Below are 13,026 nucleotides of genomic sequence, written 5' to 3' on the forward strand. Positions count from 1 at the left end.
CGGACAGCGGGCAAAATCGTCGGGTGCCGGTAACGCCGGACGTGCCCGCCCGCGGCACCGCTCCGCGGCGTCGACGCGTCGCGCCCGCACCCCCGACGCGGACCCTGGTCCCTGTCCGCGCAGTCCTGAACCCGCCTGCACGACAAGGAGCGCGATGGCCCGCCGCCATGAGACCCAGCCCCTGCCGACCGCCGCCCTCGCGGTCTCCTCCGCCGCCCCGGCGCACCTGCCCGCGGTGCGGCCGGTCCCGGATCGGCCGGCCGTGCGGTACGGGCCCGACCCCGCGGATGTCCTGCCCGCCCAGCGCGGCGGCGACGGCCGCCGCGGGGCCAATGCGGCGGCAGTGCTGCGTACGGTCCTGGACCACGGCCCGGTGGCGCGCACCACCATCGCCCGGCTGTCCGGCCTCAGCCCGGCCGCGGTCTCCCGGCAGTACCTCGACCTGGCCCGGCTGGGACTGGTCCACGAGCGTCCGGGCGCGGCGACGGGCGGAGCCGTGGGGCGGCCGCAGGTCCCGGTGGACATCCACACCTGCGGCCCACTGGTCGGCGGTGTCCACCTGGGCGTGCCGTTCTCCACGCTCTGCCTGGTCGACCTGCGAGGCCGCACCGTTGCGCACGAGTACCTGGACGGCCCGGGGGCCGGCGGGAGGCGCAGCGCCGGGACACTGGGCGCGCTGCGGGAACGGCTGCCGGGTTTCCTGGCCGAGCGGGCCGCCGGGCGGCCGGTGCTGGGGGTCGGGGCGATCACCGGGGGCTGGGTGGACCCCAGCCGCGGCACGGTGGTCCGGCACACCCCGCTGGGCTGGGTGGACGTACCGCTCCGTGCCGAGCTGGAGGGGGCGTGCGGGTTGCCGGTGCTGGTCGACAACCATGCCCGGGCCATCGCCCAGTCGGAGATCCTCTTCGGCAGGCCGCAGGCCCGGCGCAGCGTGGTGCACCTGTTTGTGGGCAGTGTGGTCGACGCCGCTCTGGGCATCGCGGGAGTGGTGCACCAGGGGCCGCGTTCGGCGGCGGGCGATGTCGCCCATCTGCCGGTGGCCGACGCCGACGCGCCCTGCCCGTGCGGCCGCAACGGTTGCCTCCAGGCGGCGGCCTCGGACGAGGCCCTGGGGGCGCGGGCGGTGGCGCAGGGGGTGCTGGACCGGCCTGATGCATTCCGGCTGGTGGAGCTGGCGGCCGCGGGCGACGAAGCGGCGGACCGCCTGGTGCGCGGGCGGATCCGGCTGGTCGCCCGGGCGGCCGCGCTGCTCCTGGATGTGCTCAACCCGGATCTGGTGCTGGTCACGGAGGTCTCCGTGCTGCGGCACGGGCACTATCTGGCCGCGCTGCGGGAGGAGGTGCTCAGGCACTCGCGGGTGTGCGACGACCCCGAGCGGGTCGCGGTGTCCCACGCAGGCGAGCGGGCCCTGCAGACCGCCGCCGGGGCAGCGGTGCTGGCCCCGCTCTACCGCGATCCGCTGCTGTTCGCCTCCCGGGCCGGGGCGGTGCGCTGAAGCCCGTGCCGCCAAGAATTGACGGTCCGTCATATGTGGACGACGTTGACCGAGCCACCCGGGACTGCCATTCTGGCGACGTGAACCAGGACGTGCTTCTCGTCTCCCGCCGCCATGTCGACCTGCGTCGACAGGCCAGCGCGGTCTGTGCCGTCCCCTCCCTGCCGTCCTGCTGCTGAGCGACGGCACCCCTGCGGCGCGGCCTTTCGCGCCGTACCTCCCCTAGGCCGCCCGAGGCCTCGCGCAACCGCCCTTCGCTGCCCGTCCGGTGACGCCCGGCGGCGTCGTGGACGCCCGGGCCGGACCTGCGGGCCCTCTCCGCGCCGCCTGCGACCACGGCGGATCGCATTCCTTCCTGTCCCACAGCAATCAAGGAGCGGCCTGCCGCGCCTGCTGCCCCTGGCGGCCGCGCGCGGCAGGGCCTGACCCTGCCGCCGGACGCGGCTCCCCGCAGGGTGTGCCGGGACGCACCCGGACCCGCTCCACCTCCACCGACGTCCCCCTGGCGGCCGCAGTCGCCGCACGCTCCCGCATGGCCGGAGCCTTTCTTCGGCGTGCCCTCATGAGGTGAGGAACCCCATGGACCTGCTCACCCCCGTCCAGTCCGCCGGCGCATCCCGCCGCACCGTGCTCCGCGCCGCCGGCGCGGGATCCGCCCTGCTGGCCCTGTCCGCGTGCCGAGCGGCGGTGGACGCGGGCGCCGCCCCCGGCGGAAGCACACAGAGCGCGGGGTCGTCGGCCCCCAGACGGGGCGGTACCCTCGCGCTCGCGTCCCCGACGGACTTCACCCCGAGTCTGCTGTTCGCCCAGAGCGCCATGTCGCTGCCGCAGCGGCTGGTCTACAACACCCTCACCCGCTACGACGACCAGCTGCGGCCCCAGCCGGAACTCGCCACCGAGTGGCAGGTCGCCTCCGACGGCCGGGCGGTGACGCTGAAGCTCCGCGAGGACGTCGTCTTCCACAACGGGCGGCCCTTCACCGCCGACGATGTCGTCTTCGCCGTGAAGAACCTGCAGAACCCTTTGCGCGCAGCACAGTTGAGGTCGACCTCGCTGACGGTCGCCGGCTTCGAGAAGAAGGGCGACCATGAGATCGTCCTCAAGCTGGCGCACCCGGTGAGCAACCTCTTCGACCTCTTTGAATTCATGATCATCAGTGATCGGGACAGCGTCGAGGACGCCCTCGCCGGCAAGCGGTTCATCGGTACCGGGCCGTTCACCTTCGAGGAGTGGAACCCCGGTTCGCGCCTCCGCTTCGCCCGCAACGACCGCTACTGGCGGCCCGGCCGCCCCTACCTGGACGGCGTCGACCTGCGGATCGTCCCCCAGTCGGACACCCTGCTGTCCTCCCTGCGCACCGGCCAGACCCAGCTCACCTACGGCCTGGCCGGCAAGGACGCCGCCACCCTCAAGGACAACCCCCGGTTCCGGGTCAAGCAGTACGCCACCGGCTCCGGCGCCGTCTATCTCGGCGTCAATGTCACCGCCGACCCGGTGCGCAACAAGCTGGTCCGCCAGGCCCTCGCCTGGGCGGTCGACCGCGACCGCATCGTGGAGCAGGCCCTCGGCGGCTACGGCCTGCCCAGCGCGGCGCCCTGGCCCACCTCCTCACCGGCGTACACCGAGGCCAACGCCCGGCACTACACCCATGACCCGGCCAAGGCCCGTGAGCTGCTGAAGTCCGCCGGGGCGACCTCCCTGGACCTGCCGCTGCTCTTCGCCACCACCCCCGGCGGCGCCCAGGTGGCCCAGATGGTGCAGTACGACCTCCAGCAGGTCGGCGTGCGCACCACCCTGCAGCCCACCGACCCGGCCACCGGACAGAAGCGGCTGATCTCGCAGAGCATGCCGGCGCTGTGGACCATGTCCCACGGCTTCGCCCAGGTCCACCCCTCGACGCTGGCCGTCAGCGCCTATCCCTTCAACGAGGCCAAGAACACCTCCAAGTTCCACTCCGCCGAGTACACCGAGGCGGTGCAGCGGGCCTGGCGGCGCACCGACGCCGACAGCGCCGAGGCCCGCGCCGCCTACCAGCGGATCTCCGACATCCTGCTGGACGAGGCGTTCATCGTCGACCTCGCCGTGCTGGCCTCGCTCGAGGTGTCGGGCACCGCCGTGCAGGGCGTGACCCTCAACAAGTTCAGCTACCTCAACCTCGACGACGCCCACCTGGTCTGACGATGCGTGCCTACCTCCTGAAGCGGATACCGTCCGCCCTCCTCGTCCTGTTCCTGGCCTCCATCGCCGTCTTCCTGATCCTCCGCCTGCTGCCCGGCGACCCCGCGACCGCCCTGGCCGGACCCGACGCCACCCCGGCCGCCGTGGCCGCGATCCGGGCCCACCTCGGCCTGGACCGGCCGCTGCCCGCCCAGTACGGCAGCTGGCTGCACGCCCTGGGCACCGGTGACCTCGGCCCCTCGTACGCCATCGGCGGGCGGGTTTCCGACCTGATCGGCAACGGGCTCGGCGCGACCCTGGAACTCACCGCGGGCGCCCTGGTCCTGGTGGTGCTGCTCGGCTTCACCGCCGGCGTGCTGGGCGCGACCGCCCGCAGCCGCGCCGTCCAGGCACTGGTGCGGGTGTTCACCACCGGCGCCCTCGCGGTGCCGCCGTTCGTCACCGGCGTGGTCCTGGTGCTGCTCCTCGCCGTGGGCCTCGGGCTGCTGCCGGCCGGCGGCTACCAGCCGTTCACACAGGCGCCCGACCTGGCCGTGCAGTACCTGGCCATGCCGGCGCTCTCCCTGGCACTGCCCAGCGCCGCCGTCCTGGGCCGCTATCTGCGGGACGGCCTGGAGCGCACCCTCGCCGAGGACTATGTGCGCACCGCCACCGCGCTCGGCGTCCCGCGGCGCCGCATCCTGTGGCGTCACGCCCTGCCGAACGCCCTGCCCCCGGTCGTCACCGTCCTCGGTATGCAGGTCGGCCAACTGCTGGGCGGCGCAGTCCTGGTGGAGGCCATCTTCGCCTGGCCCGGTCTGGGCCAGCTCGCCCAGCAGGGCGTACTGCGCCGCGACTACCCCGTCGTCCAGGATCTGCTGCTGCTCCTGGTCGCGGTCTTTGTCGCGGTACAACTGCTCACCGACCTCGTGTACGCCTGGCTGGACCCCCGGATCAGGTGGGAGTGACACCGTGACCACCGACATCGCCCCAGACACCCTCGCCGGCACCGGCAACACCGGCAACACCGCGAACGCCGCCCTTACCGGTCGCATCCGGGCCCTGCGGGCCCGCCATGCCTACCTGGACGGGCTGCTCACCCCGCGCGGCACCATCGGCCTGCTGCTGGTCGGCACCGTCCTCCTCGCCGGCCTGCTCGCCCCGCTGCTGACCGGCGCCGACCCCCTAGCCCAGGGCGCCGACGCGCTGGCCGGACCCGGCGGAGCCCACCTGCTCGGCACCGACGACCTCGGCCGCGACCTGCTCAGCCGCATCCTGCACGGCATCCGGGCCGACCTGCTGATCGCCCTCGCCGCCGTGCCCCTGGGGGCGGCCGCGGGCTGCGCCCTCGCGCTGGCGGCCACCTCCTCCCGCGCCGCGGACGTGGTGGTGCAGCGCGCCTTCGACCTGGTCCTGGCCTTCCCCGGGCTGATCCTGGCGCTGGCCGTCACCGCGCTCACCGGCGCGGGCACCACGCCCGTGGTGATCGTGATCGCGCTCGCCGAGATCCCCGGCTTCGGACGGCTGCTGCGCAGCGGCATCCTGGTGCACCGGGAACGTGAGTACGCCGTCGCCGCCCGGGTCGGCGGCGCCTCCCGGCTGCGGGTACTGGTCCGGCACGTCCTGCCGAACGCCGCCGACCCGCTGCTGGTGCAGCTTGCCGTCTCCCTCTCCCTGGCCGTCTTCATCGAGGGCGCCATGAGCTTCCTCGGCATCGGCGTCCGGCCGCCCGAGCCTTCGCTCGGCAGCATCCTCAGCGAGGCCATGCCCTACCTCCAGCAGGACCCGGGCTTCGCCGCCGCCCCGCTGGTGGTGGTGACCGCACTGGTCCTCGGCCTCACCTTCATCGCGGAGTCACTGAACAGGGGGATACGCCGATGACCTTGCCACCCGCCCCGGTGCTGGAGGTGCGCGGCCTCAGCGCCTCCTTCGCCACCGGCGGCCGCACCGTACGCGCCGTCGACGACATGAGCTTCTCCCTCGCCCCCGGCGAGACCCTCGGCATCGTCGGGGAGTCCGGCTCGGGCAAGTCCACCACGGCACTCGTCCTGCTGGGCATGCTCCCGTCCCCGGGCCGGATCACCGCCGGATCCGTCCTGCTGGAGGGCACCGACCTGGCGGCCGCCACTCCCGAGGAGCTGCGCGCGGTACGCGGCAACCGCATCGGCATGGTCTTCCAGGACCCGATGTCCGCGCTGAACCCGGTGCTCTCCGTGGAACAGCACCTGGACGAGGCCATGCGCGCACACGGCCGCGGCGACCGACGGGCCCGCCGCGCAAGGGCGGAGGAGCTGCTCGACCTGGTCGGCATCCCCGACCCCGCGCGGCGCCTGGCCGACCACCCCCACCAGTTCTCTGGCGGTATGCGGCAACGGGTGATGATCGCCCTCGCACTGGCCAACGAACCCGCCGTGCTCATCGCGGACGAACCCACCACGGCCCTGGACGCCACCGTCCAGGACCAGATCCTGCGGCTGCTGGACCGCCTCAACCGGGAGACCGGCACCGCGCTGGTCCTCATCACCCACAACATGGGCGTGGTGGCGCGCTCCTGCCGCCGCACCCTGGTGATGTACGGGGGCCGGACGGTCGAGGACGGCCCCACCGGACAGGTGCTCTCCGCACCCCGCCACCCCTACACCGCAGGGCTGCTGGCCGCCGTGCCCCGACTGGACACCCCGTCGGGGACCAGGCTGAGCAGCATCCCCGGCAGCCCGCCGGACCTGTCGCTGCCCCTGGCCGGCTGCGCCTTCGCCGCCCGCTGCCCGATCGCCGAGGACCGCTGCCGGACCCAGGTCCCGCCGCTGCGGACCGGCGCCGACGGCCACCGCGCCGCCTGCTGGTCCGCCGGCGACGAGCGCATCGGTGCGACCGGGGCGCCGGCCGCGCCCGCCGTGCCGGCCGCCACTGCCACGCCCGCCGCAACGGTCGGATCGGTCGGATCGGCCGGATCAGCCGGATCAGCCGGATCAGCCGGATCGGGCGAGGCCCTGCTGGAGGTCCGCGACCTGCGCAAGACCTTCCCGGGCCGCGGCCGGCTGGGGCGCCGCCGCCCGGTGGTGGCCCTGGACGGGGTGAGTCTGACCCTGCGCCCGGGGGAGACCCTCGGCATCGTCGGGGAGTCCGGCTCCGGCAAGTCCACGCTGGCCCGCACCCTGGTCCAGGTCCACCCGGCGAGCTCCGGCAGCGTGCTCTTCCGCGGCCGCGAGGTGGGCCACGCCCGCGGCGAGGCGCTGCACGCCCTGCGCCGCGAGGTGCAGATGGTCTTCCAGGACCCGTACTCCTCGCTCAACCCCCGGATGACGGTCGGCGACATCATCGCCGAGCCGCTGATCGCCCACGGCCTGGGTGACCGCGCCGGGCGCCGCCGCCGGGTCGCGGCGCTGCTGCAGCAGGTGGGCCTCGACCCGGACATCGCCGGGCGCAGCCCCCGCGCGTTCTCCGGCGGACAGCGGCAGCGCATCGGCATCGCCCGCGCGCTGGCCCCCGAACCGTCCGTACTGGTCTGCGACGAACCCGTGTCCGCACTTGATGTCTCGGTGCAGGCCCAGGTCGTCAACCTGCTGATGGACCTTCAGCGGGACCTCGGCCTCGCCCTGGTCTTCATCGCCCACGACCTGGCCGTGGTGCGGCAGGTGAGCCACCGCATCGCGGTGATGCACCGCGGCCGCGTCGTGGAGACCGGCGACGCCGACCGGGTCTGCTCCGCACCCGAGGACCCGTACACCAGGGCGCTGCTCGCCGCCGCGCCCACCGTCGGACGCCCGGCCCACCGGCAGGGTGCCCTCGCGGAGGCCGGGACATGACCGGCCACCGCACCCAAGGCGCGTGCTGCGGTCCCACCCGCGGCACCGCCGGGTACGGGGCGAGCGGGACCACCGTCCCGCTCGCCCCACCGCCCCCGCGCCGCACACCTCCGCCCGGCGGCGATGCCGCCGAACGGCCCGACGCGGCCGCGGTCGACCTGCCCGGCGGCACCTTCCTGATGGGCGACCCCTTCGGCGAGGGCTACCACGCCGACGGTGAGGGCCCGTCACGGCCGGTCACGGTCATGCCCTTCCGGATCGACACCACCGCCGTCACCAACGGAGTGCTGCACGAGGCCGATGCCGGGCCGCTCGCCCCGGGCCCGCGCACCGTCACCCTCACCGCCACCGCCGTCCCCGGACTGCGCTGGAAGTTCGGCATAGCGGTGGACGGGGCGGAGAGCGGGCGGCTGGACAGCGTCCACCAGCTGATCGGCATGGCGCCCTTCCAGGGCATCAGCGTCGGAGTCGACCGCAGGTCACCGGTGTCCTGGCCGGTGTACAAACGGCATGGGGCGTTCCGCTGCACCGGCCGGCTCCGCGCCGTCACCTACACCCCGGGCGAGCCCGCCCCGGACGACCCGGCAGCGGTTGCCCAGGCACTGAAGGAGGCCGCGGCAAGCTTCGAGTGACCGGGGGCCGGAACCTCCCCGCGGCGGTGTGGGGGCCGTCAGGAGGGAGCGGGGAAGGGGGACGGGCCGCCGGGGCGACCCGGCGGCCCGCTCGGGCGTCCGGGCCGGCCGCGGGCGACTGGGCCGGCCTGGTCGTCAGCCGTCCCCCAGCGCGCCGGTGCCCGTACGGTTTCGCCGGTCAGCCGGGTCGGTCGACAGGCGGGTGAAGCCCCCGGCGGGGGCAGTTGCGCAGGAGTGAAGGGTCGGCACGGTCACCCGCCGCCCCTTCGGCAGGTCGCCGGCGTCCCGGCCGCATCGGCGACCTCGTCGGCGCTGCTCTCGTCATCAACGGCAGCCGGAAGTCACCACCGCCGCCGGGACAAGCACCCCCGGCGTGATCTGGCATCCCCCACCCCGCGCGGCTAGGTTCTCCGGAATGGAGATCGGCGAGCTGGTGGGGACAGGCCGGACGGCGGATGTCTTCGCGCTGGACGACGGGAGGGTGCTCCGCCGCTACCGGGACGGCGCTGACGGCACCGGGGAACTCGCCGTGATGGCCCACCTGGCGGAGCACGGGTATCCGGTGCCAGCCGTCTGGCCGGGGGAAGCCGCCAATGAGCTGGTGATGGAGCGGCTGTCCGGAGTGACGATGCGACAGGCCCTCACCGACGGCACGATCGCGCCCGAGCGGGCGGGGGAGATGTCGGCGGAGCTGCTGCGGCGCCTGCACACGGTCCCGGCGCGCCTTTCCGCCAATCCGGGGGATCGGGTCCTGCATCTGGACTTCCATCCGGAGAACGTCATGCTGACAGCCGAGGGACCGATCGTGATCGACTGGGCCACCACGGCTGAGGGGCCGCCCGGCCTGGACTCGGCGATGACCGCGTTGATCCTGGCGCAGGCTGCCGTCACCATGCCCGCCGTCGCAGCGGTGGCCCGCGCCGTACTCACCCCGCTGGTACGGCATTTGGGCAGCATCGACGAGACGCATCTCGCAGCGGCCAGGGCCCGGCGGGCCGCCAACCCGACGCTCAGCCGCGAGGAGGTCGACCGGCTCGACGATGCGATGGCACTGATCCGGTCGGCGGGGACGTCGACGCCCCGGCGCCGATAGCGGTTGCCGGCGCGGGCTGGGCGACGAGGGCGTCGTGGGCAGGACACCGCCCGCCCCCACGCTCGGGGCAGTAGGCGGTGCGCGCTCGCGCATCGAGATCCCCGGGGGGACGTTGTGTGGTCGTCACACACGCACAGCCGGCACCCGACCGTGGGAGGGCGCGGCGGACTGGCCTCGGTTCGGCGGCCTGACCGCAACCATGCGCTGCGGATCGCAGGCCGTGCCGGATTTGTGGCGCGCGGGGTGGTCTATGTCCTGATCGGAGTCCTGGCGCTGAAGATCGGGTTCGGCGGACCGGGCGCCGAGGCCGACCGTCGGGGCGCACTGCACCAGATCGCGGCACAGCCCTTCGGGCTGTTGATGCTGTGGCTGCCGGCAGTGGGCTTCGCGTGCATGGCCGCCTGGCGTGCCTCGCCGGCGGTTTTCGGTGAAGCGGGGTGGAAGAAGACCGGCAGCCGGGTCCTCAATGCTGCGCGTGCGGCCTTCGGCGCACCGGGTGAGCCTCGCCGGATCAGCTCACCGCGTGCCGTTGCGGGCGTGCCTCCGCCGACGGGATCGCCGCCCCACCCCCGGCCGTACGGCAGACCACCGCGACCCGCGCGGCGCAGGCCGCCGCGACCGCCAGCAGGACGACGAGGGCGATGACCACCCGGAGGAGCCCCTCGGCCGAGGAGGGCGCCGCGAAGTAGACACTCCCCAAGCCCGCGACCGCAGTCACCTCGGCCAGCACCGGACCGGTGGAGTTGAGAGCCGAGACCGCGGACGCGAACCGCGGCTCCACCAGCGAGCTGATCCGCGCGATCAGCGGGCTGTATCCGGCGGCGTGACCGGCCCCCGCCAGGAAGAGCAGCGGCACGGCGCCCCACAGGTGCCACTGGTGACGGTGCAGGACCACCAGCAGGGTGGTCCCGGTGGCAAAGGCGATCGGGCCCGCGACCGGCAGGGCCGCCCGCAGCCGCCGCGGACAGCGGTGCCACGACAGACCCAGCAGCCCAAAACCGAGGGTGTAAGGGACGAAGGTCAGCCCTGCCGCGAGCGGCGAGCGGCCCAGTGCGGACTGCAGATGCAGAGTCAGAGTGAGCAGGAAGACCGTATAGCAGCCCATGACGATCCAGCAGGCCGCAAGCCCCGGTTTCACACCGGTCGGCCGCAGCACCGCCAGGTCGAGCAGCGGGTGAGGCACCCTGGCCTCATGGCGGACGAACAACGCCAGCAGCGCTGCCCCGCACCCCAGCGAGAACCACGACCAGACGGGCCAGCCGAGACCGGGGCCGAAGACCAGCGGGGCGGTGAGCGCGACCATGGCGACGGTCAGCACCGCCACGCCGACCAGGTCGAGAGGGGACCGCCCGCCCATACGCGAATCGGGGAGCACCCGCGGGCCGACTGCCAACAGGACGGCGCCGACCGGGACATTGATCAGAAAGACGGGCCGCCAGGAGAGACCGAGCAGGTCGGCGTCGGCGACCATCCCTCCGACGACCTGCCCCAGCGCCACCCCGAGCGCCAGCACCATGCTGTACCACCCGATCGCCCTGCGCCGCGCCGCCCCGTCCCAGCGCAACTGGATCAGTGCGAACACCTGCGGCGTGAGCAGCGCCGCCCCGACGGCCTGGGCAACCCGGGTGAGCACCAGCACGGGGGCGTTGGGAGCCAGCCCGCACAGCAGCGAGGCCCCGGTGAACCAGCCCAGCCCGACCAGGAAGGCACACCGGTGCCCCAGGAGGTCTCCGAGCCTCGCGCAGGTGACCAGCAGTACTCCGGTGGTCAGCAGATAGCCGGAGACGATCAGTTGGATCGCGGCGCCGTCGGCGTGCAGGTCCGCACGTATGGTCGGGGCCGCCACCGACACGATCGACCCGTCCATGGAGGCCATGACCTGGCCCGTGAGCAGCACCGCCAGCACCGGGCCGAGGCGGGCGGCCGTTGCCGGCCGGGCAGCATGAGTGAGCATGCACCGATGATCGGCCGGGCCCGGTGCCGCGGTCTTGAAGAAATATGCGGGTCATGGCGCACCGTGGTGCCTACAGTCAGAAGGGTGCTGCGCATCGCGAGGACCATCGTCGAGAGTCCGTACGCCGCGATCCGGGCCGTGGAGTGCACGGACGACCACGCCGGCTGGTCCGCGCCCGAGGCGGCGTCCGCCGCGCAGGTCGTCCTGGTCCGGCAGGGACGGTTCCGGCTCGACTGCCAGGGCCGGCAGGTCACCGTCGAGCCCACCAGCGGCTACCTCAACCGCCCGGGCGAGGTGTTGCGCTTCGCGCACCCCGCGGGCGGCGACCTGTGCACCTCGGTGACCTACATCGGTGACGAACTGACGGCCGGGCTGGAGGCCGCCCGTCCACCCGCCGTCCGGGTGGACGCGCGGCTCGAACTGGCCCACCGGATGCTGCTGCGCACCGGCGCCGACCCCGGCTTCGCCGCCGTCGAGGCCGTCCTGGAGCTGCTCTGGCTGGCCCTGCGCAGCGCCCCGGACGAACTGCCCGCACCGGGGAGAGCAGAGCTCGCCGACCGCGCCCGGGAAGCGATCCTCGCCAGCGAGTCGGCCGGTGCCGGCCTGGTGGAACTGGCCCGGCTGCTCGACGCGTCACCGTCCCATCTGAGCCGCACCTTCCGCCACCATGTGGGCATGCCCCTGAGCCGGTACCGCAACCGGGTGCGGGTCAGCCAGGCGCTGATCCGCATCGACCAGGGCGAGACCGACCTCGCCGCGCTCGCGGCCGGTCTCGGCTTCAGCGACCAGGCCCATTTCAGCCGGGTGATGCGCAGCGAACTGGGCCGAACTCCCGGCCGGGTGCGCTCCCTTCTGGGCCCGACGCCGTTGCGCTGACCGCCTCCCTCCACCTGCCGCCGCGACCCCGGGGATCCCGGGCGCCCCGCCTCGGTTCGGCGATCTCCTACCTGAGCCAGGGGAGTCGCCGTCCAGGCGTGGACCTCGCGCGGCTTCGTACGTGTGTCAGGGACCCGGGACTGCTCAAAGGGCCGCCCCGGGAGCGGGATACCGGGTCCTGCAGTCGCTTGGGCTCGGGTGTCGGAAGCAGACCACCGCAGATCCCTGCAGCCTCTGTACTGACGCCCCGACAGGGGGTCTGTCGGGGCTCGGTGACGGCGCCGCCCGCAGGCCGGGCCGCCGCCGTTGGGCCTGCCGCGCGAGCTCGGCTGCACCTACCGGAGATGCCCGCGGCGGTTGCCGGTGCCGGCCGCACGGGGGATCCCGCGGTCTCGTCCCCGGCCGTTCCCGTTGCGGGCCGCCCGGCCGTGTTTCCGCACCTCATCCCCCGCGGTTGCCGGGCGGTCGCGACCTCCTACCCACCGAGCCGTGCGGATGCACTGCGTAACCGATATATCACCCAGACGGGTCTATTGGAGGGTCGGTCCGGAAGCGGGCGACATATGGTTCAAGCGTTCGACCACTCGAACGCCATCCTCTCAGGAGGTCGCAATGAACCACCTTCGAGTTTTCGCGCTGGCGGCGGCTCCGACCGCGCTGCTGATCGGTCTGGCGGCTCCGGCAACAGCCGTGAACGCCTCCGGGGCGAAGGCCGTCTGCGCCGCGCCCGCCGCCCACCAGGTCCTCACCGCCAAGCAGGGACTCCAGGTCGTCAAGAACTGTGCCGCGCGTCAGGCGCAGAGCAAGTCGTGGCACTGGATGGGTAACTACGGCTCGGTCTACGACGTGGCGACGGTCGCGAACGGTGCGGGCGTCGGCGCCGGGGAGCTCATCACCCTCCCGAACGCCTCGGGCGGCGGCCTGCTCCCGACGTTCATGTACTACTGAGCCCAGGCGGCTCGGCAGCCCTGGTGAGCTCGTGAAACGCTGACCAGGACGCTGTGGGCGCGCAG

At 73.8% G+C, this 13,026-nt stretch carries 11 protein-coding genes and 1 pseudogene; 11 read left to right on the forward strand and 1 reads right to left on the reverse strand.

Annotated elements, in window-relative coordinates; all coding sequences use genetic code 11:
• Window positions 1-154: 154 nt before the first annotated feature.
• From AB0761_RS34100 to AB0761_RS34140, 9 genes and pseudogenes are all read left to right on the forward strand, one after another.
• Window positions 155-1,495 (forward strand): ROK family protein, encoded by a 1,341-nt coding sequence (locus tag AB0761_RS34100; protein WP_377273117.1) that lies wholly within the window; start codon window positions 155-157, stop codon window positions 1,493-1,495.
• An 80-nt stretch (window positions 1,496-1,575) separates the two neighbouring features.
• The gene (locus tag AB0761_RS34105) at window positions 1,576-1,674 is read left to right on the forward strand and encodes a putative leader peptide (RefSeq protein ID WP_377273118.1); all 99 of its coding nucleotides are present in this window, start codon (window positions 1,576-1,578) and stop codon (window positions 1,672-1,674) included.
• Between the two features lie 400 nt (window positions 1,675-2,074).
• Window positions 2,075-3,673, forward strand: coding sequence for an ABC transporter substrate-binding protein (locus AB0761_RS34110; protein ID WP_377273119.1), 1,599 nt, complete (start codon window positions 2,075-2,077; stop codon window positions 3,671-3,673).
• Window positions 3,674-3,675: 2 nt separating this feature from the next.
• Window positions 3,676-4,620: an ABC transporter permease gene (locus AB0761_RS34115; RefSeq protein WP_377273120.1), complete on the forward strand. Its 945-nt coding sequence runs from the start codon at window positions 3,676-3,678 to the stop codon at window positions 4,618-4,620.
• 85 nt (window positions 4,621-4,705) lie between these two features.
• A complete protein-coding gene (locus AB0761_RS34120) occupies window positions 4,706-5,533 on the forward strand; it encodes an ABC transporter permease (RefSeq protein ID WP_377274472.1) in 828 nt (275 codons plus the stop codon).
• The gene (locus AB0761_RS34125) at window positions 5,530-7,458 is read left to right on the forward strand and encodes a dipeptide ABC transporter ATP-binding protein (RefSeq protein ID WP_377273121.1); all 1,929 of its coding nucleotides are present in this window, start codon (window positions 5,530-5,532) and stop codon (window positions 7,456-7,458) included. Before AB0761_RS34120 ends, AB0761_RS34125 begins: the two co-directional genes overlap by 4 nt.
• Window positions 7,455-8,090: an SUMF1/EgtB/PvdO family nonheme iron enzyme gene (locus AB0761_RS34130; protein ID WP_377273122.1), complete on the forward strand. Its 636-nt coding sequence runs from the start codon at window positions 7,455-7,457 to the stop codon at window positions 8,088-8,090. Before AB0761_RS34125 ends, AB0761_RS34130 begins: the two co-directional genes overlap by 4 nt.
• 415 nt (window positions 8,091-8,505) lie before the next feature.
• Window positions 8,506-9,183 carry a phosphotransferase gene (locus tag AB0761_RS34135; RefSeq protein ID WP_377273123.1) on the forward strand — a complete coding sequence of 226 codons (678 nt, stop codon included), beginning with the start codon at window positions 8,506-8,508 and terminating at the stop codon, window positions 9,181-9,183.
• Window positions 9,184-9,414: 231 nt separating this feature from the next.
• Window positions 9,415-9,597: pseudogene (locus AB0761_RS34140) on the forward strand (DUF1206 domain-containing protein); the annotation flags it as partial.
• 97 nt (window positions 9,598-9,694) lie between these two features.
• On the opposite strand, the gene AB0761_RS34145 reads toward AB0761_RS34140, so the two are convergent.
• Window positions 9,695-11,137, reverse strand: coding sequence for an MFS transporter (locus AB0761_RS34145; protein WP_377273124.1), 1,443 nt, complete (start codon window positions 11,135-11,137; stop codon window positions 9,695-9,697).
• An 84-nt stretch (window positions 11,138-11,221) separates the two neighbouring features.
• On the opposite strand from AB0761_RS34145, the gene AB0761_RS34150 reads away from it, so the two are divergent.
• Together AB0761_RS34150 and AB0761_RS34155 are read left to right on the forward strand one after the other, a co-directional pair.
• Window positions 11,222-12,013: a helix-turn-helix domain-containing protein gene (locus AB0761_RS34150; RefSeq protein WP_377273125.1), complete on the forward strand. Its 792-nt coding sequence runs from the start codon at window positions 11,222-11,224 to the stop codon at window positions 12,011-12,013.
• 612 nt (window positions 12,014-12,625) lie between these two features.
• Window positions 12,626-12,961, forward strand: coding sequence for a hypothetical protein (locus tag AB0761_RS34155; RefSeq protein WP_377273127.1), 336 nt, complete (start codon window positions 12,626-12,628; stop codon window positions 12,959-12,961).
• Window positions 12,962-13,026 lie beyond the last annotated feature (65 nt).

The sequence above is a fragment of the Peterkaempfera podocarpi genome, assembly GCF_042466665.1.
Taxonomy (GTDB): Bacteria; Actinomycetota; Actinomycetes; order Streptomycetales; family Streptomycetaceae; genus Peterkaempfera; species Peterkaempfera podocarpi.